Source organism: Nocardia vaccinii NBRC 15922 (genome assembly GCF_001613305.1).
In the GTDB taxonomy this organism is placed as follows: domain Bacteria; phylum Actinomycetota; class Actinomycetes; order Mycobacteriales; family Mycobacteriaceae; genus Nocardia; species Nocardia vaccinii.
On record NZ_BDCC01000002.1, the window covers coordinates 1 to 19,074 of the forward strand.

Here is a 19,074-nt window from a genome sequence, read left to right on the forward strand (position 1 = left end):
AGCGAAGCGGAGGCCAAAATTACAGTGCGAATCATCGGGTCAGTTGCCGTGCTGGCCGGGGTCGTTGCCCTGGTATCGGGGTGCGGGAGTTCGGATTCCACGCCCGCACCCGGCCGGGACGTCACCGTGATCGGCTCGGGGGAGGTGCAGGGAACGCCGGACACGCTGAACTCCGATCTCGGGGTCGAGGTGACCGCGCCGGATGTGTCCACGGCGATCTCGACGGCGAGCGCCAAGGCCGGCGCGGTCGCCGACGCCATGGTCGCCGCGGGAGCCAAGCGGGAAGATATCCGCACCACCGACGTCTCGGTGCAGCCGCAGTACGGCACCGACCAGACGATCACCGGTTACCGATCCAGCAATACCGTGCACGTCGCGGTCCGCGATCTGACCAAAGCCTCGGCCATCCTCGGCGCGGCGACGCAGGCCGGCGGCAACGACACCCGCGTCGACTCGGTCTCCTTCGCCCTGGACGACAATTCCAAACTGCTCGCCGACGCCCGCGCCCGCGCCTTCGCCGATGCGAAATCGCGGGCCGAGCAGTACGCGGTGCTGTCCGGGCTGAAGCTGGGGACGGTGCGGACCATCCACGAAACCAGCAGCGGCGACACCGGTCCCACACCCTCACTGCACAAACAGGCCGCGGCGCCGAACATTCCGCTGGAACCAGGGACACAGACGGTGACGTTCACTGTCACCGTCACCTGGAACCTGAACTGATGGCCACCGAGCTCCGCCCACCTGGATAACGCCGACTCCAAGGCCGCGGCCCCGGGGTCGATTCTGGACCGACCGGAGCGCCAGGAGCGAAGCGGTGGCCGAAATTACTGCCAGTTGGGCAGTTTCACGACCTGCGCGGCATAGGACAATCCGGCGCCGAAGGCGACCAGCAGCGCATCGGCGCCGGGTTTGGTCTCCGCCGACCGCAGCAGGGCCTCCATCGCCAGCGGAATCGAGGCGGCCGAGGTGTTCCCGGTGTGCTCGATATCGTTGGCCAGCGCGGTGTCCTGGGGCAGTTTGAGCTCACGGGCCATGATCTCGATGATGCGACCGTTGGCCTGATGCGGAATCATCGCGTCGATATCGGCGGGTGTGAGTCCGGCGCGATCGATGGCGTCCAGGCAGACGGTCTTCAAAGAGTGCGCGGCCCAACGGAATACCGCGGTCCCCTCCATCGCCAGATAGGGCCGCACCGCATCGGGGCCCTTCTCGCCGATCTCGTGGAAGTACTCCATCCAGTCCTTGTCCTGCCGGATCGCGTGGTGCTGGGTGCCGTCCGAGCCCCAGACCGTCGGCCCGATACCGGGCTCGTCGGACGGGCCGATCACCACAGCGCCCGCACCGTCGGCGAACAGGAAGGCGGTGCCGCGGTCGGCCGGGTTGATCGCATCTGTCAGCCGCTCCACGCCGACCACCAGCGCGTACCGGGCGGTACCCCCCTTGACCAGGTCCGAGGCTACCGCGACGGCATGACAGAACCCGGCGCATCCGGCGGAGATGTCGAAGGCGGCGGGATGGTTCATCCCCAGTTCGGTGGCGATCTGCGGGGCCGCGGCGGGGGTGAGCAGCAACCATGTGGACGTCGCCACGATGACGCAGTCGACCTGTTCCGGCGAGACCCCGGCGGCGGCCAGCGCATCGCGGCCGGCCGCGGCGCTCATACCGATGATGGTCTCCGCGTCCGAGGCGAATCGCCTGGTCCGGATGCCGGAACGACTGTGGATCCATTCGTCGCTGGAGTCGATCGGACCGGCGACCTCGTCATTGGTGACGACGCGGGCTGGGCGGTACACGCCGAGCCCGAGCATCGCGGTGTGCTCAGCCCCTTCGACCTGGGCGAGTCGAGCAGCCATCGTGCTTCTCCTCCGTGTACCTGCGTGGCTTCCTTCATCGAGCCTCGAACAACCGGTCGCAAGGCGGTAGACATGAGGCCCCCTCATATTATCCCGAACTGTAGCGGTCAGGCTGAGAAAAGTCACAATCAATTCCGGTAAGTCCCGTTCGCTGCCGATTTGCGGCCTGCCACGGGGCGGACCTGTTCCCGTAAGGTGTGAGCGCGGTCCGAGACCGAATGCGTCCCGGATACCCGCGATACCCCTGTCCATGCACGAAAGAGGAGCCCGTGGCCCGCCGCCCCACCCCGCCCGGCACGCCCGAACAATCCGGACTCGGCCATATCGCCGACCTGGTTCGCGCTGCGATTCCGCCGCTGCACCCCGCCGGTCTGCCGTTCGTGGCGACGCCGCTCGCGGTGGCGCTGGTGGCGCGGCGGCGCAAGTGGGTACGTCGCGCGGGGATCACCGTCGCCGCCGCTTCGGCCGCGTTCTTCCGGCATCCGCACCGGGTCCCGCCGAACCGGCCCGGCGTCGTGGTCGCACCGGCCGACGGTGAAGTCGCCCTGGTCGATACGGCCGTCCCCCCCGCCGAACTGCATCTGGGCGAGGGTGAGGTGCCGCGCGTCAGCATCTTCCTGTCCGTGCTGGACGTGCACGTGCAGCGCATGCCGGTTTCCGGAATCGTGCGCGAGATCGCTTATCGGCGTGGGCGATTCCGCTCCGCGGATCTGCCCGAGGCGAGTTCGGAGAACGAGCGCAACACGATGGTCGTCGAGACCGCGACCGGGCAGCTGATCACGGTCGTGCAGATCGCCGGACTGCTGGCTCGGCGGATCGTGTGCGACGCCCAGGCCGGTGACAAGCTCACCATCGGCGAGACCTACGGGCTGATCCGCTTCGGCTCCCGCGTCGACACCTATTTCCCGGCCGGAACGCGGCTGCTCGTCGAACCCGGGCAGCGCACGATCGGCGGGGAGACGGTGCTGGCAGAACTGCTGTCATGATCGAGAAGGACGTGATCGTCCAGGGACGGCGCAGAACGGTCCGGCTGCTGCCGAGCATCGTCACGATCCTGGCGCTGTGCGCGGGACTGTCCGCGATGAAATTCGCCCTGGAGGGCTCCCGCGAGGTCGCGCTGGCGATGATCGGCGCCGCCGCGGTACTGGACACGCTCGACGGGCGGCTCGCACGCCTGCTCGATGCCACCACGAAGATTGGTGCGGAACTCGATTCCCTGGCCGATGCGATCTCCTTCGGCGTCGCGCCCGCGTTGGTGCTCTACGTGTCGTTCCTGCAGAAGAACAGCGTCGGGTGGATCATCGCGTTGATCTACACCGTCAGCCTCGTGTTGCGGCTGGCCCGGTTCAACACACTGCTGGACGACGACACCCGCCCGGATTGGCAGCGCGAATACTTCACCGGCGTCCCCGCGCCCGCTGCCGCGCTGATCGCGCTGCTTCCCGTGGCGGTGCACGAGCAGTTCGGCAACGGCTGGTGGAATACGCTGCCGGCGGTCGCGGTCTGGATGGTCTTCACCGCGCTGCTGGCCGTGAGCACCATCCCCACGCTGGCGATGAAGTCGGTCTCGGTCGCGCCCCAGGCCGCGGCCATGCTGCTGGTCCTGGTCGCGCTGATCGCCGCCGCGCTGGTCACCTATCCACTCATCCTGCTGATGGTGCTGGTCGCGGTCTATCTGGTGCACATCCCGTTCGCCTGGCGTTCGGCTCGCTGGGTCGCCGCCCGTCCGGAAACTTGGCACCACAAACCGGCCGAACGCCGCGCCCAGCGTCGCGCCACCCGCCGCCGCCCGGCCCTGCCACCGCTGCGTGGCTCCAACGCCCGCCTCCGTCTGCGCCGCCCCGGCGGTCGCGACTTTCCGGAGGACGTCCCGCCCCGCTGAGTGATCGTTCGCCATGCCCATCCGGTCGATGCCGTCCAGCACGCGCCAGAACCCTCTCGGAGACAGCGTGATCACGGGTGGGACCTCTCGGGCGCGCCGGGCCCGCCCTGGCACGCTTCACCAGGCGTGCGGAAGCGCTCGCTCGGCATGGCCACGGCCCGGCACAGTCCTGCGGCTCATCCGCGTCGAGCGGATCACCGCGGCGCGTGATTGCGGCGGCATCACCGGGCGGCATCGAGGTGGCGGTCGGGCCGCGCGATCAGTCCGTGTCGTCGTCGCCGAGTTCGTTGATCAGCAGCAGTCCGTCGCGCCCGCGTTGTTCGCGGTAGGCGGTGCGGCCGATCAGGTGGGCCACGGCGGGGGCGGTGAGCAGAGTGAACAGGCCGACCAAGACGAGCATCCAGACGTTGCCGTTGCCGCGCAGCTGGATGGATGCGCCGATCAGGATCAGGATCAGGCCAACGACCTGCGGTTTCGTCGCGGCGTGCATGCGGGACAGGGTGTCGGGGAAGCGTACGATCGCGATCGCCGCGGTCAGGGCGAGGGCCGAACCCAGCAGGATCAGCACGCAGGAGCACCAGCGCAGGACGGTGTCGAACCAGATCATCGGTCGTCCCGGACGCGGAAGCGGGAGACGGCGGCGGAGCCGAGGAAGCCGACCAGGGCCAGCGCCACGATGCCCGGCAGCACGGTCGCGTCGTTGCTGTAGGCCGCCCAGACCGCCAGGCCCGAGGCGGTGATGGCGACGAGGGAGTCGACCCCGACCACGCGGTCCAGCGTGCTGGGTCCTGCCACGACCCGATATCCGGTGAGCACGGCCGCACCCGCCAGCAATATCCCCGCCACGATCGCGACGATCGTCATGATTCCTCCTGTGTCGTGCGTGTCCCCGAATCGTGCGCCGCGGCGTTTCGCGCGGCCATTCAGTGCTCCTCGGGAGGCAGAGGTTCGGGACGCATGGTCTCGTGCCATTCCCCGGGACGTTCGAAGGAACGGATCAGCAACCGCTCCAGCCGCCGGGTGGTGAAGTAGAACCGTTCCACGGCCTCGTCGCTGCCCACGTCGAGGACATGTACCCAGATGGCGTGCGTGCCCCGGTCGATCTCCAGGACCATGGTGCCGGGAATCAGATTCAGCACGTCGGCGCACAACACCATCACCAGCGGTGATCGGATCGTCATCCGCACCCGCAGCACACCCGAGACCGGCGCGCCGGACGGCCGCACCGCGAACCAGGCGATCTGCAGACTGGATTCGAGCGCGTAGTACACGCCCACGATCACCAATTCGAGCAGTGAGAGCGGATGCAGGCGTCCCGAAACCGGCACCCGCGGCAACGGCAGCAACAGCATGATCAACGTGCCGATCACCAGCCCGGCCACGATATTGCCGATGTTGAAATCACCCCACAACGCGGTGTAGACGATCGCCAGCCAGACCAATCCGCCCAAGCGGACCAGCCGCTCGCGGCTCAGCAGCGTCGACAGGCTCATCGCGCACCAGCCGCCCGCGCCGGTTCGGGCGAATGCAGAACCGTTGTGAGATAAGTGTTTCGATCCAACAGGTCACCGGCGGTACGGGTAGCGATGTTCAGGATCGGCCCGGCGAATACGGTCAGGGCGAGACCGACGGCGATCAGTGCGATCGTGGGCATCAGCATCAGCCGCGGCATACGTCCCGGATCGGGACGTTCGTCGAACGGCATGTCGACCGATTCGTCGATCAGGGCGGAGGGCGCGGCATCGGCGAGTTCCCCCTGGGGCGCCTGGGCGCGCGGCCGCCAGAACGCCTTGCTCCACACCCGCGCCATCGCGTACAACGTCAACAGGCTGGTCAGCACCGATCCGGCGACCAGAATCCAGGACAGCGCACTACCGTCGGCGGCACCGGCCTCGAGTAGCGTCATCTTGCCCAGGAAACCCGAAAGCGGTGGAATACCACCGAGATTCAACGCCGGAATGCCGAACAGCACCGCCAGCGCGGGACTCGCCGCGAGCAGCCCGCCCAGGCGCTCCAGCGACGCGGACCCGGCCTGCCGCTCGATCAAGCCGACCACCAGGAACAAGGTGGTCTGCACCAGAATGTGGTGCGCCACATAGTAAACCGTCCCACCCAGACTCAGCGCGGTGTTGAGACCGATGCCGAACATCAGATAGCCGATATGGCTGACCAGCGTGAACGACAACAATCGTTTGATATCGCTCTGCGCGATCGCGCCCAGGATGCCCAGCACCATGGTCAGCAGACCGCAGATCAGCAGAATCCGGTCGAAATGCGCGGCCGGGAACAACAGCGTGTGCAGCCGGATGATCGCGTACACACCGACTTTCGTCAGCAAACCGGCGAAGACCGCGGTCACCGGCGCGGGCGCGGTCGGATAGGAATCGGGCAGCCAGTTCGACAGCGGGAACACCGCGGCCTTGATCCCGAACGCCACCAGCAGCACCGCGTAGATCGCACCGCGTGTTCCGGCGGGCACCGAACCCATCCGCTCGGCCATCTGCGCCAGATTCAACGTTCCGGTCGCGGCGTAGGCCAGGGCGATACCGGTCAGGAAGATCAGCGAGGAGACCATCGAGACCATCACGTAGGACACCCCGGCGCGCACGCGTTCCACACTCGCGCCGAGGGTCAGCAGGACGAACGAGGCCGCCAGCAGCACCTCGAATCCGACGAACAGATTGAACAGGTCCCCCGCCAGGAAGGCGATCGAAACCCCCGCGCTCAGAATGAGATACGTCGGCTGGAAGATCGAGGTCGGCTGGCGTTCGGTGCCGTCGCTGATACCCTGGCCGACCGCGAAGACGAGCACCGCGAGCAGCACGATCGAGGACACCAGCAGCATCGTCGCGGACAATCGGTCCACCACCAGGGTGATCCCGACCGGAGTGTGCCAGTTGCCGACCTGCAACGCGGCCATCCCGTTCCGATCGGCCAGGTACAGCAACATCCCGGCGACACCCACCACCGCGCTCAGGCCGATCACCGAGATGATCTGCTGCACCCGGGGGCGTCGTCCGGCGATCAGCGTGACGGCCGCGGTGAGCAGCGGAATCAGCACGGGAAGCGGAGCCAGGCGCAGGATCAGGTCGTGGGGCAGCGTCACTGTTCGGGATCCTCCCCTTCGCGACGCTTGGCGACCTTCACGTCCTCCGGATCGTCCTCGACCTGTTCGGTGGTGGTCAGGGCGTAGGAGCGGTAGGCCAGCGCGAGCACGAAGGCGGCCAAACCCATGGTGATCACGATCGAGGTCAGCACCATGGCCTGCGCCAGCGGATCGGAAGTGCCGCGATGCACCCGCTCGGTTTCACCGAGGATCGGCGGCCGCCCGTCCGGGCCGCCGGCGGTCAGGATCAGCAGATTCACCGCGTTGCCGAACAGGATCATCCCCAGCAGCATCTTCGACACGGCCCGCTCGAGCAGCATGTAGACCGCGCAGGCGACGGTGACGCCGATCAGGACGAGCAGGGTGATGTTCGCGGTCATCGGGCCTCCGGCGCCGAGTCGGAAGAGAGCACCGCGGCGCTGTCGTCCACATGCGAGGACGCGGACGCGATGGCGGGTTCCTCGGTGTCCAGTCGCGCGCCGAGACTGCGCAGCACGTCCAGCACCAGCCCGACGAGGATCAGGTAGACGCCCAGGTCGAACAGCATCGCGGTGACCAATTTGACGTGCCCGAACAATGGCACGGTCACCTGGATGATCGCCGAGGACAGCGGCGGCGCGCCCAGCAGCAGCGATCCGGTCGCGGTACCGGCGGCCAGGGCCAGGCCCGCGCCCAGCAGATGTCCGGCGTCCGCCGGCAGCGCCTCGGCCAATTCGTACCGCCCGCCCGCGAGATAACGCAGTACCAGGGCCAACCCGGCGGTGAGCCCGCCGGCGAATCCGCCGCCGGGCGCGTTGTGGCCGGAGAAGAAGAAGTACGCGGACAGGACCATGATCGTCGGGAACAGCAGGCGGGTGGTCATCGCCAGCACCATCGAGCGATGCCGCCGCGCGACCAGCGGTGAGGCGGTGAGCCAGTAACTGCGGTTGGGGTCGGGGGTGTAGCCGGGGGCGTCGGCCACCCGGGGCAGCGTGCCGAATCGGCGGCTGCGGAACATCAGCGAGGCGACGCCCGTCGCGGCGACCAGAAGTACCGATATCTCGCCGAGGGTGTCCCAGGCGCGAGTGTCCACCAGCAGGACGTTGACCGCGTTCTTTCCACCACCGAATTCGTATGCGTACGAAGGGATCAGGTGCCAGATCGGGTCGGTGTCGCGGGCGGCGACCGCGAAGGCGGCCAGGACCGAGACCGTCGCGCCGACCAGCGCCGCCAGAATCGCGCGCCGCACCTTGAACTTCGCGGTGCCGGCCGGCGCGACCTCCGCGGGGAATTTGCGCAGCACCAGCACGAAGATCACCAATGTCAGTGTCTCCACCAGGAATTGGGTCAACGCGAGGTCGGGCGCGCCGTGCAGGGCGAAGATGCAGCCACAGCCGTAACCGGTCACCCCGACCAGCAGCACCGCCGCCAGACGGTTGCGCATCACCGTCGCACCGAGCGCCATCATCATGATGATCACGGCGATCACCAGTTGCCACGGCGAATCCCACAGGCGCAGTGAAACTTTCGATCGCGCACTGGCGAACAGCATCGCGACGGGCAGGATGATCAGGGTGATCAGGATCAGCGCCTGGTTCAGCGGGAGCGAACCGCGTTGGGTCGCACCGGTCATGCGCAGGGAGAGCTGATCCATCGCACGCAGCGTCGCGTCGTAGACGCGATCGGCGTTACCCAGACGTGGCGTGGCGGATTCACCGATATAGTCGCGGATCTCGAACAGCAGCAGACCGCAGGCGATGGCGATCATGGACAGTGTGAGCGGTTCCCCCCAGCCGTGCCAGAGCGCCAGATGGACGGGCTCGGGCCCCGGCAGCGTCCGCGCGTAGGGCCGCAGCAGCCGATCCAGCCAGGGTGCGCCGAGCGCGGCGGCCAGACTGCCCGCCGCCAGGATGCTCGCGGGCGTGACGAACGCGAAACTCGGTCGACGCCAGGTGTTTTCTGGTTCGGGAACGTCCTCGGCATCGCCCGATCCGGACTTGGTGCCGAACGCGCCCCACAGGAATCGGATGCTGTAGCCGACGGTGAACATCGACCCGACGACCACGCCGAGGGTTTCCGCGACCTTCACCGGTCCGGACAGATCACCGGCCCCCATGATCGCGGCGAGCGCGCTCTCCTTACCGACGAATCCGAACAGCGGCGGAATGCCCGCCATACTCAGCGCGGCCAGGATCGCCGTCCCGCACAGCACCGGGGCGCGCCGCCCGAGCCCGGACAGTCTGCGCATATCGCGGGTTCCGGCGCTGTGATCGATGACACCGACGACCATGAACAGGCATGCCTTGAACATCGCGTGCGCCACGATCATCGTCACGCCGGCCAGGGCGGCGTCCGGCGTGCCGATGCCGACCAGCACCATCATGAAACCCAACTGGCTGACCGTGCCGAAGGCCAGCACCAGTTTCAGGTCGTACACCTGTAGTGATCGCAGACCCGCCAGGATCATCGACAGCAGGCCCAGAGTGAGCAGGATCGGATGCCAGGGCGCGGCGACCGCGAATACCGGTGCCAGCCGCGCGACCAGATACACACCGGCCTTCACCATGGCCGCGGCGTGCAGATAGGCGCTGACCGGCGTCGGCGCGGCCATCGCGCCGGGCAGCCAGAAGTGCAGCGGCACGATCGCCGATTTGCTCAACGCTCCGATCAGGATGAGCACCACCGCGACGCCGGTCGACCAGGAGTGCGGATCGGCCAGGTGCACCACCTCCGACAGGCGGTAGCTGCCACAACTCTCGCCGATCATGATCAGGCCGACCAGCATCGTCAGCCCGCCCGCGGCGGTCACCAGGAGCGCCTGCAGGGCCGCCCGACGACCCGCGGTCTGTTCGGCGTGATGGCCGACCAGCAGGAAGGACAGGACCGTCGTCAGCTCCCAGAAGGTGAACATCAGAATCATGTTGTCGCTGGTGACCAGGCCGAACATCGCTCCGGAGAAGCCGACCATATACCCGGCGAAGATGCCGAGGCGCTGCCGGTCGTCATCGTCGAAATAGCTTGCGCAATAAGCCAGGATCAACGTCCCGATGCCGAGTACCAGCACCGAGAGAATGCAGGCCAGCGAGTCGAGGCGCAGGTCCAGGTCCAGGTGGATGCTCGGGGCCCACTCGATGCGCACGACCCGTCCGTCGTTCCAGTGCGCGAGCACCCAGACCAGGCTGCCCAGCGGCGCCAGGGCCAGTGCGTAGAAGCCGCGTCTGCCGAGAATCCGGACACACGGCGGCGCGACGAGAGCGGCGGCGGCGTGCGCGAGCAGAACGGCGAGCAAACATCACTCCGTCGGTCGGGGGCGGGGTGGAGTGCGGTCGAGTTTACTTGGCGTCACAGGCACCCCCATGCCACGACCGGCGATAATCCGGTCTGATATGCGTTTTAGCTATCCTCAGGCAATTCTTCGGAGCCGGCCGACTGGTGCGATGGTCTCGTCTGTTCGCGCCAATGCCGCAGGGCCAGCAACGCCGCCGCGCAGCAGGCCGTGATAGCCAGTGCCATCCAGTACGCGACGGCCGACTGCGCCATCGGCGCGGGAGCCGAACGCCAGTGGGTTCCGCCGATGATCGCGGTGCCGAATTCCCCGCGCCCGCGCAGCGCCAGCACCAACGAGGACCCCAGGATGATCGCGACGCCCAGAACCCGGGTCGGGTTGTACCTCGGCGCCGCGCAACCGAAGCTGAATCCGGCGATGAGCGCCAGGGCCGCGCCGATCGCCGCGACGTGCAGGCGGCCGTGATCACTGGAGCTCAACGCACCCACCAGCGCGAGCGCCGCCAGCGCGGCCATCGCCAGCATCGGCGCGGGACGCCGGAAACCCAGCAGGATCCCCACCGCGAGCAGAGCCACCAGAATCCACGCCGACCAGCCCGGGATCTGCGTCGGGACGATCGCGCTGCCGACCGAGGAGAGGGCGACCGCGAGCAGAACCAGGGTGCCGTCTCGACGTGGCAGCAACATGGCCGCGATCATCGCGGTGGCGGCCGTTATCGCGACGGCCAGCACGATATCGACCCCGGTCGCGTTGCGACCGGCCAGCCACTGCGCACCGAACAGGGCCACGCCGATATAGAGCATGCCCGCCACGATCGGCGCCATCGGCAACTCGACCGCGCGTCGCTCGATACCGGTGCGCCGCCGGTTGACCAGGGTGCCGATGGCGACCAGCACGAGCGTCACCTCGATCAGCCACAGCGGCGGGTAATCCACCGACGACCAGTGCGCGGGAACGGGTTCGAACGGATTCGCGGCATGCGCCACGGGCAGTGCCGCGGAGACCACCATGCTGCTCAACGCGCCCAGCGTCCAGCCGAACACCTGCATTCGCCCGCGCAGCACCGCGGCCGCGATCCCGCCCAGCAGCAAGCCGCCCGCGATCGAATCCACGAAGTTCAAGGTGGACAGCGGCGCGACCGGACTGGCGGCATGGCCCGCGAGATGGTTGATCAGCATGATCACCACACCGGCCAGGGCCGACCCCCAGGCCGCGAGCGCATGGTTGATCGTCGTCGCGAACACCGCGACCACCACCGCGATGATGGCCCCGACCGCGATCGCCCGCGGCACGCTGAACGCGAGCATATCCAGTTGCAGCGGCGTCGATTCCGATGACCACGCGAAGTCGATCGGCAGCAACAGCGACATCCCGGCAACCAGCGTGGACACGAAGGCCGTGACCATCTCCACCGCGGCATGAGGAGTGCGCACCAGGCAAAACTACCTGTGATACGAATCATGTCCGCGAGTGGTGTGCCGGTTACGCGCGGTTCGTGCCGTCCGGGCGGGATGTCGGCCGCGTCCGCACTCGGGCCTCTGGCCGGTGGTGGAGCGTGCGCCACCGGGACACCTCTCGTGCACGTTCGATCGAACGCCGAATGCCGCCTCGGGTGTGGCGCGCATCGATCCGGTGAGTTCTCGGACGGAGACCGGCGCGGCGGCGGCGCACTCGAATACCGACGCGGAGGTGATGCACGCCGATTCCGATTCTCGCGCCAACCCGGACCTCGGCCCGAGCACCGCACCACAACTCGGTGGACCCTCGCGTCGACGTCTCACACCAGCACGACCAGCACGTATGGCAGTCGCAGAGCACCGACACCGAATTCCAAGCGTCGGCCCGAAACCTCGGCATGAGCACCGCACGGCGACCCGACGGACCTCGAATCGACGTCTCACACCAGCGCGACCAGCACGTATGGCAGACGCAGAGCACCGACACCGAATTCCAAGCGTCGGCCCGAAACCTCGGCATGAGCACCGCACGGCGACCCGACGGACCTCGATTCGTCGTCTCACACCAGCACGAACAGCACGTATGGCAGACGGAGGGCACCGACACCGAATTCCAGGCGTCGGCCCGAAACCTCGGCATGAGCACCGCACGGCGACCCGACGGCCGCTGCGAGTTGCCGACTCACACCAGCGTGAACAGTATGTATGGCAGGTAGGCGGCGGCGCGGTAGTCAGATGTCGGTTGCGCGGCGTTCGGCGTAGGCGCGCAGGGAAACGACCTGGGCCGCGTCGAGGGAGGGGCGGACCGCCGCACGGGCCGTGGCTACGTCGGCGGCGGTGACGTCGGCGGCGTCGACGTCACGGCGCATGGCCGCCAGGGCCGCTTCGCGCAGGAGGGCGGAGCAGTCCGCGGCGGAGTAGCCGTCCAGGGTTGCGGCCAGGTCGGCGAGGTTCACGTCGGCGGCGAGCGGTACCGAGCGGGCGGCGGTGCGCAGGATGTCGGCGCGGCCGCCGGCGTCCGGGGGCGGGACGAAGACCAGGCGTTCGAGGCGGCCGGGGCGCATGAGGGCGGGATCGATCAGTTCGGGGCGGTTTGTCGCGCCGACCACGACGACCTCCCGCAGCGGTTCCACGCCGTCCAGTTCGGTGAGCAGTGCCGCGACGACCCGGTCACCGACGCCGGAATCGCCACTCTGCCCGCGGCGCGGCGCGAGGGCGTCCACCTCGTCCAGGAAGATCAGCGAGGGCGCGGAATCGCTTGCGCGCTGGAACAATTCGCGGACCGCGCGTTCGGACGAGCCGACCCACTTGTCCATCAGCTCGGCGCCCTTGACCGCGTGCACGCTGAGCTGCCCGCTCCCGGCCAGGGCGCGCACCAGGAAGGTCTTACCGCAGCCGGGGGGACCGTAGAGCAGCACACCGCGCGGCGGGTCGATGCCGAGGCGGGCGAAGGAGTCCGGGTGCCGCAGTGGCCACAGCACGGATTCGGTCAGCGCCTGTTTGGTCTCGGTCATATCGCCGACGTCGTCCAGGCTGAGGCTGCCGATCGCCAATTCCTCGGCGCCCGAGCGGGACAGCGGACGAATCACCTCCAGCGCGCCGACCAGATCCGGCTGGGTCAGCATCGGATCGGACTTCTCCCGGCTGGCCCGCGAGGCCGCCCGCAGCGCCGCCTCCCGACACAGCGCCGCCAGATCGGATGCCACGAAACCCGGCGTGCGCGAAGCGATCTCGTCCAAAGCCAGACCGTCGGTCGGCACCTTGCGCAGTAATTGCGCCAGCAGATCCTTGCGCACGACCGCGGTCGGCAGGGTGAGCGCCACCTCGCGATCGCACAATTCCGGTGCGCGCAAACGGGAGTCGATACCCGCAGGATGAGCGGTGGTGGCCAGGAAGGCGACTCCGGGCGTGGCGACCGCGGCGCGCAACTGATCCAGGATCAACGTCGCCACCGGTTCGCGATCGGCCGGAAGCAGCGCATCGATATCGGTGATCAACAGCACACCGCCGGCGCCGGAACCGATCTCGGATGCCGCGAGGGCGACCTCGCGCAGCCGGGTGCCGCTCTCGGTCGCGCCCACCGCGGGACCGTCGAGTTCCACGATGCGACGCGGCGTGGACACCGCGCGGGCCAGTGTCGCCTTCCCGGCTCCGGCCGGTCCCGTGACCAGGACACCGAGATGTGGTGGCGCGCCGAGGGTTTTCAGCAGTTCGGGTTCGTCCAGGGCGAGGCTGAGCCATTCGGTCAGCTTCGCGGCCTGCGTCCGCACGCCCGCGAGTTCGGCCACCGGAACCGCGGAAGGCCGCTCCCGCACCGTGATTCGCGTCCCCGGCTCGGCGGACGGTGCGCGCGAAGCACCCGGATCGTGCGACGCCTCCACCGCCGGAACGCCGGCGCCCCAGACGACGGCGCTGTTGGGCTGCACACTCACCGGCCGCTCGCCCGGATCGGTCGCGGTGACCGTGAGCAACTCCGAGGTCCACGCGATGCCGAACGTTCGGGACAGCGCCTGTGAGGCCGCCGCGGTGCTGGTGCCCGGCCCGAGATCGCGCGGCAGCAGCGACACCGTATCCCCCACGGTGACCACCTTGCCCAGCAGCGCCTGCCGTAACGTCGCCTCGGCAACCGAGCGCATCGCCTGCGCCGATCCGGTCACCGAGATCCGGCGCGCACCGAAAACCGTTGCGGGAGAAACCACCACGGTCGCATCCTCGCGCACTCCCGCATTGGACAACGTCACGTCGTCCAGCAGCAGCACCCCCGCCGGAGTTCCCGCCGGAGCGACCCCCGCCACCGCCGCGGTCCGCCGCGACCCGATCACCGTGATCCCGTCCCACTCGCGCAACCCCAGCGCCGCCAACGCCTCCGGATGCACCCGAACCACCCCCCGCCGCGCATCCGCGGCCGAATGGTTGAGTCGGGCGGCCAGCGCGAGCTCCGGGATATCGGACACTGTGCCATTTTGCCTCCGCTTCGCCTCGGCGGGGCTGCGGCCCCCCAAGGGCTGCTCCTTCCCCGCTTCGCTCCTGAGCTCCGGTCGGTCCACAATCGACCCGGGCCGCACCCTTGGAGTTGGCGTTGTCCGAGGTGGGCGGAACCTAGCGTGCGAGGACGTTCTCCGTGTCGCTGGAGCTGCCGGTCGCGGTGCGGGCGAACCAGGCGTTGTAGAAGGCGCCGGAATAGGCGGCTACGAGCAGCAGCAGGATCAGGCCCGCGGGGACGGGATGTTGCGCCATCCACAGGGCCAGGTAGCGGAAACTCGACAGCAGGGCGGCGAACAAGGCCGCGCCCGCGGCGACGAGTCGGATGCGGGTACGGTCCCAGCCCCGTTCGGGGGCGCGCAGGGCCGATTCGACGGTCAGGCACAGGACCGCGCCGGCGATCAGGTCCGAGCCGTAGTGGTAGCCGAATCCCAGGGTGGCCGTCAGCGTCGCCAGCACCCAGAACGCGCCTCCCCAACGCAGCCAGCGCGGTGCGGGCGAACCGTCGGCATCGCGGCGCGAGTGCAGGAAAATGGATGTCGACCAGGCCGCGTGCATGGAGGGCATGCAGTTGCGCGGGGTGAACGCGTCGAACCGCAGCGCGGCGGGCGCGTGATCGAACGGCGGCACATGATGCGGCCAGAAATCGCCGATCTGCAGCCCGTGCCCGTCGGGGGCGAAGGCGAACATCGGCCCCACGACCGGGAACAGCAGGTAGCCGATCGGCCCGACCAGACCGAGCACCAGGAAGGTCCGCACCAGGTAGTGACTCGGCCACACCCCCGCGCGATTGGACGCCGCGGCCACGTGCCGCAGTTGCCACACCGCGATCACCATCGCCGCGACGGGCAGTTCGATGTAGACCCAGTGCAGCACGGCGGGCGGCACCGGACCGAACGACCCGAGCGCCCGCGCCACCGTCCACGCCGGCTCACCCAGCGCGCGATCGGCCAGCCCCACATAGCGATCCAGCACATTCGGCCCGGCCATCACCGTGATGTGCAGCCAGACGTCACCGACCTTCGTGGCCAGGATCAACAGCGCCCCCAGGGCGGCCGCGTGCAGTGCGTTGCGCTTGTCACGCCCCTCCCAGCCCAACCAGGCCACCAGGGCGACCCCGGTCAGCGCGATCACCGCGCCATTACCGAAGGTGAACGGCCCGCCGAGGGCCACGCGTGCTCCGGCGATCACCGCGTCCAGCACGAACGCGGCCGCGAGCGTCACGAACCGCCGCCGCCAGGACAATCCGACCAGCGCCAGCCCGAGCCCGGCCCACGGCATCGACATCGACTTGGGCGTTCCGAAGTAGTCGTGCCACACACTCTGCAGCGGACCCTCGAACCCATTGCGCGAGGCCACGATCTGCAAGGCGAGCAGCAGCAGCGGTACCGCCGCCACCGCGACGACCATCCGGGTACGCCTCGACGGCCATCGCGGCCTGCTGCGGCGCGAATCGCCGTAGCCGGCGCGATGATCATCGAGAAGCACGGACCTATAGTAAACACGCGATGAACGCCACCCCCCTGGCCAGCTGAATCACCGGCGTCTGGTAGGCGATAGCCGCAGCGGGCCTCAGGTGTCGAGTTCGCGAACCAACGCATCCACCACGGCCACCAGGTCACCCTGCGCGGCGGCCGCCACCCGCCGTTGACGCTGATAGGACGCGCCGCGCTCGGGAATATCGGCGACGGTTGCGAGTTCGCGTTCGCAGCCGAGCTGTTCAGCCGTCGGCTCGAGCCGTTCGAGCATGTCGGACAGGTCGTCGGTCACCAGGCGTTCATTGCTGTCGGCATCGGTGATGACGATCGCGTCGAGCCCGTAACGTGCTGCGCGCCACTTGTTCTCCTGCACATGCCAGGGCGGCAGCACGGGCAGCGTTTCACCTGCCTCGACCCGGCGATCGATATCCACGATCAGGCAGTGGATGAGCGCCACGATCGCGGAAAGCTCCGCGCGATTGGTGATTCCGTCACATACCCGGACCTCGATCGTGCCCCACTTCGGGGCGGGCCGGATATCCCAGTGCATCCCGCCGAGCTGTTCGAAGACTCCGGTCTTGGTCTCGTCGCGCACGAAAGCCTCGAACTGCGACCAGTTCTCGAACTGGAACGGCAGTCCCGCGGTGGGCAGCTGCTGGAACATCATCGCCCGATTGCTGGCATAGCCGGTGTCCACGCCCGTCCACATCGGCGAGGAGGCCGACAGCGCCAGCAGATGCGGATAGGACAGCAGCAGCGTGTTCAGGATCGGAAAGACCTTCTCCGGGTGCGAAACTCCCACGTGCACATGTACGCCCCAGATCAGCATCTGCCGCCCCCACCACTGGGTGCGATCGATCAGCTCGTCGTAATGTTCTGTGCGAGTGAGCAATTGGGCCGACCACTGGGCGAACGGATGGGTTCCGGCGCAGAACAGGTCCACACCCAGCCGGGCCGCGGCACGGCGCACCGTGTCCATGGTGCCGTGCAGATCGTCGACGACCTCACCGACGGTGTCGTGCACCCCGCTGATGATCTCGACGGTGTTGCGCAGGAGTTCCTTGGTGACCTGCGGCCTGCCGTCGTGCGCACGCAGATCACCGACCTCGTCGAAGACGGCCGCGGCGGTATTGGACAGATTACGGGTCTGCTTGTCGACGAGTGCGATCTCCCACTCGACGCCGAGCGTCGGGCGAGGCGAGCCGTTCCACGGAACCCTACTGATGCCGGCCCCGCCCATGGCGTACCTGCCTACCCGATGACACCGCAGGCGACACGCCCGCCCGCGTCGCCGGTCGCCTGCGTCTCGGCGTCCGGGCCGGGAGTGCCGTTGGCCTGGGTGTATCGAGTCGGGATGTTGCCGAAGTTGTCCTCACCAGCGTGGATGATCAGGGCCTTGCCCTTGATCTGGTCCAGCGTGACCGCGTCGGTGGTGGTGACCAGGTGGGCCGTGCCGTCACGGCGCGCCTGCAGCGAGGTCAGGTCACCGCTGGCCGGCATCGCGTGCGCGTCGCCGACCTGCAGATGCCCGCCCGCGGACAGGAAGTTACCGGGAGCGCCGCCCGCGGGAGCGACCGAGTTCGCCTCACACTTGCCGACCTGGTGGATGTGCAGGCCGTGGAATCCGGGCTGCAGACCGTGCGCGTCGACGGTCAGCTCCAGGTGATCACCGGCTTTGACGAATTTGGCCGACCCGACGCTCGCACGGAAGGGATCCCGGAGTTCCACCGTCACCGAATCGCCCGGGGAAGCGGGATTCTCGCTGGCGTTCGCGGCGCCGGTCGGGCCTGCCGTACCCGTCCACACCGGCGGCGTCGTCCCCTTCACGTCGCTCGACTCCTGACTGTTGGTGCAGGCTGCCAGGCCCAAGGCCGCGACCGCCAGCACCGGGATCGCGATCCGCCGGGACGGGCGACGTGTCGTGAACGGGGCCATCGGGGAACTCCTTTACGAGTACCGAGTTTACGAGTAAAGCTGGGTGGACAAATTCGTTACCGCTCAAGATGATGCCAGAGCCGTTCCGCGGTGCAGGCGCGGGGCTACTACACAACGTAGGCGCGGGACATCGTGCCACCGGAGTCAGCCGCCGGTGACGATGACGATGATGCCCGGAGCCGATCCGGCGAGCGCGGCGGTTCGAGGCTCCGCGATCCCGCCGAGCTGACTGGCGATCGCTTCGGCGGTCGCCTGCTGGTGTGGCGAATTCTCGTAGAAGACAGTGGTTTTCGACAATACGCTGGTCGCGTAGTTACCCGTCGAGGCGACTTTCCAGCCGCCGGCGGTGAGCTTGGCCCCGGTCTTGGCGGCCAGGCCCGCGACGGTGCTGTTGTTGAGCACCCGCACCGGAATCGATTTGTCGACCCCCGCGGCTGTGGTCGTGGTCGGCGCGGTCGTGGTGGTCGTCGTCTCGGCCGCCGCGGACGAGGTGCCGTGCGCGGTCGAGGCGGCGGGCTGCGCCGAGGTGGCCGCGGCCTGCGCGGTCGTCGAGGTGGCCGAATCCGAGGACGCCGAACTGTCGGCCTGCGACTCCGACATGGACATCGCGCCCAGGCCCGCGAAGACGATGGCCACCGCGATCAACACCATGGCGAGCGCACGCAGCGGCAGTCCACCCGGGGCCGGATTCTGGTTGCTCACAGGTGCAACCCTAACCGTCCGTGCATCCGAACGCGCGGATCACACCTGAAAGCCCAGTCGTCGTGCCGCCCTGGCCTTCTGACGGCTCGCCCGCAACCGGCGCAGGCGTTTGACCAGCATCGGGTCGGCGACCAGGGCTTCGGGCTTGTCGACGACGGCGTTGAGCACCTGGTAGTAGCGGGTGGCGGACATGCCGAACAGTTCACGGATGGCCTCTTCCTTGGCTCCCGCGTACTTCCACCATTTACGTTCGAAATCGAGGATCTCGAGCTCGCGACGGTCGAGTCCGTCGACGAACTGCTCCGCACCCGGCGTGCCGAGGACCTCGCTCGCGGAAGAGCTGTCCTCGCTTGCGGAAAGATTCCGGGCCGCTGCGCTGTCCATAATGCTCCCTCGCCGAGTAACCACCAGACG

Annotated in this window: 17 protein-coding genes; 3 read left to right on the forward strand and 14 right to left on the reverse strand. The window is 68.3% G+C overall.

What is annotated here, in order from left to right; genetic code table 11:
* The first annotated feature begins 24 nt into the window (after positions 1-24).
* Entirely contained in the window at positions 25-720 is a 696-nt protein-coding gene (locus tag NV1_RS00065) for an SIMPL domain-containing protein (protein ID WP_307627655.1), read from the forward strand.
* A gap of 104 nt (positions 721-824) precedes the next feature.
* Here NV1_RS00065 and NV1_RS00070 read toward each other — a convergent pair whose 3' ends face one another.
* The gene (locus NV1_RS00070) at positions 825-1,853 is read right to left on the reverse strand and encodes a beta-ketoacyl-ACP synthase III (protein WP_067884051.1); all 1,029 of its coding nucleotides are present in this window, start codon (positions 1,851-1,853) and stop codon (positions 825-827) included.
* A 269-nt stretch (positions 1,854-2,122) separates the two neighbouring features.
* Between NV1_RS00070 and NV1_RS00075 the strand changes: the two genes are divergently transcribed.
* Positions 2,123-2,839: a phosphatidylserine decarboxylase gene (locus tag NV1_RS00075; protein ID WP_067884053.1), complete on the forward strand. Its 717-nt coding sequence runs from the start codon at positions 2,123-2,125 to the stop codon at positions 2,837-2,839.
* A complete protein-coding gene (locus tag NV1_RS00080; RefSeq protein ID WP_067884056.1) occupies positions 2,836-3,735 on the forward strand; it encodes a CDP-alcohol phosphatidyltransferase family protein in 900 nt (299 codons plus the stop codon). Before NV1_RS00075 ends, NV1_RS00080 begins: the two co-directional genes overlap by 4 nt.
* 259 nt (positions 3,736-3,994) lie before the next feature.
* Here the strand turns inward: NV1_RS00080 and mnhG are convergent, their stop codons facing one another.
* The 13 genes from mnhG to napA all read right to left on the reverse strand — a co-directional run bounded on the left by mnhG (position 3,995) and on the right by napA (position 19,044).
* Positions 3,995-4,342 (reverse strand): monovalent cation/H(+) antiporter subunit G, encoded by a 348-nt coding sequence (mnhG, locus tag NV1_RS00085; protein WP_067884064.1) that lies wholly within the window; start codon positions 4,340-4,342, stop codon positions 3,995-3,997.
* Complete coding sequence (locus NV1_RS00090) at positions 4,339-4,599, reverse strand: monovalent cation/H+ antiporter complex subunit F (protein ID WP_067884073.1); 261 nt, start codon at positions 4,597-4,599, stop codon at positions 4,339-4,341. Before NV1_RS00090 ends, mnhG begins: the two co-directional genes overlap by 4 nt.
* A gap of 59 nt (positions 4,600-4,658) precedes the next feature.
* Positions 4,659-5,210 (reverse strand): Na+/H+ antiporter subunit E, encoded by a 552-nt coding sequence (locus NV1_RS00095; protein WP_067884236.1) that lies wholly within the window; start codon positions 5,208-5,210, stop codon positions 4,659-4,661.
* Positions 5,211-5,224: 14 nt separating this feature from the next.
* A complete protein-coding gene (locus NV1_RS00100; protein WP_067884074.1) occupies positions 5,225-6,841 on the reverse strand; it encodes a Na+/H+ antiporter subunit D in 1,617 nt (538 codons plus the stop codon).
* Positions 6,838-7,221 (reverse strand): Na(+)/H(+) antiporter subunit C, encoded by a 384-nt coding sequence (locus NV1_RS00105; protein WP_067884075.1) that lies wholly within the window; start codon positions 7,219-7,221, stop codon positions 6,838-6,840. Before NV1_RS00105 ends, NV1_RS00100 begins: the two co-directional genes overlap by 4 nt.
* On the reverse strand, positions 7,218-10,109 hold the full coding sequence (locus NV1_RS00110) for a Na+/H+ antiporter subunit A (RefSeq protein ID WP_067884076.1): 2,892 nt from the start codon (positions 10,107-10,109) through the stop codon (positions 7,218-7,220). The genes NV1_RS00105 and NV1_RS00110 overlap by 4 nt, the downstream gene beginning before the upstream one ends.
* Before the next feature lie 104 nt (positions 10,110-10,213).
* A complete protein-coding gene (locus NV1_RS00115) occupies positions 10,214-11,539 on the reverse strand; it encodes a hypothetical protein (RefSeq protein WP_067884077.1) in 1,326 nt (441 codons plus the stop codon).
* Between the two features lie 755 nt (positions 11,540-12,294).
* Positions 12,295-14,508: an AAA family ATPase gene (locus NV1_RS00125; RefSeq protein ID WP_067884238.1), complete on the reverse strand. Its 2,214-nt coding sequence runs from the start codon at positions 14,506-14,508 to the stop codon at positions 12,295-12,297.
* 154 nt (positions 14,509-14,662) lie between these two features.
* Positions 14,663-16,033, reverse strand: a complete 1,371-nt coding sequence (locus NV1_RS00130) for a phosphatase PAP2 family protein (RefSeq protein ID WP_307627628.1) — start codon at positions 16,031-16,033, stop codon at positions 14,663-14,665.
* Between the two features lie 84 nt (positions 16,034-16,117).
* Positions 16,118-17,263 (reverse strand): glutamate--cysteine ligase, encoded by a 1,146-nt coding sequence (locus tag NV1_RS00135; RefSeq protein ID WP_067884087.1) that lies wholly within the window; start codon positions 17,261-17,263, stop codon positions 16,118-16,120.
* Between the two features lie 11 nt (positions 17,264-17,274).
* Positions 17,275-17,958, reverse strand: coding sequence for a superoxide dismutase[Cu-Zn] (sodC, locus tag NV1_RS00140; RefSeq protein WP_067884089.1), 684 nt, complete (start codon positions 17,956-17,958; stop codon positions 17,275-17,277).
* A gap of 144 nt (positions 17,959-18,102) precedes the next feature.
* Positions 18,103-18,660 carry a LytR C-terminal domain-containing protein gene (locus NV1_RS00145; protein ID WP_245713481.1) on the reverse strand — a complete coding sequence of 186 codons (558 nt, stop codon included), beginning with the start codon at positions 18,658-18,660 and terminating at the stop codon, positions 18,103-18,105.
* Positions 18,661-18,699: 39 nt separating this feature from the next.
* A complete protein-coding gene (gene napA, locus NV1_RS00150; protein WP_067884091.1) occupies positions 18,700-19,044 on the reverse strand; it encodes a nucleoid-associated protein NapA in 345 nt (114 codons plus the stop codon).
* Positions 19,045-19,074: the final 30 nt, after the last annotated feature.

Excerpts from the sequence above, each read along its gene's own strand:
- NV1_RS00135 (WP_067884087.1), bottom strand. The coding sequence starts at position 17,263 with ATGGGCGGGGCCGGCATCAGTAGGGTTCCGTGGAACGGCTCGCCTCGC.
- napA (WP_067884091.1), bottom strand. The coding sequence starts at position 19,044 with ATGGACAGCGCAGCGGCCCGGAATCTTTCCGCAAGCGAGGACAGCTCT.
- mnhG (WP_067884064.1), bottom strand. The coding sequence starts at position 4,342 with ATGATCTGGTTCGACACCGTCCTGCGCTGGTGCTCCTGCGTGCTGATC.
- NV1_RS00080 (WP_067884056.1), top strand. The coding sequence starts at position 2,836 with ATGATCGAGAAGGACGTGATCGTCCAGGGACGGCGCAGAACGGTCCGG.
- NV1_RS00090 (WP_067884073.1), bottom strand. The coding sequence starts at position 4,599 with ATGACGATCGTCGCGATCGTGGCGGGGATATTGCTGGCGGGTGCGGCC.
- NV1_RS00105 (WP_067884075.1), bottom strand. The coding sequence starts at position 7,221 with ATGACCGCGAACATCACCCTGCTCGTCCTGATCGGCGTCACCGTCGCC.
- NV1_RS00070 (WP_067884051.1), bottom strand. The coding sequence starts at position 1,853 with ATGGCTGCTCGACTCGCCCAGGTCGAAGGGGCTGAGCACACCGCGATG.
- sodC (WP_067884089.1), bottom strand. The coding sequence starts at position 17,958 with ATGGCCCCGTTCACGACACGTCGCCCGTCCCGGCGGATCGCGATCCCG.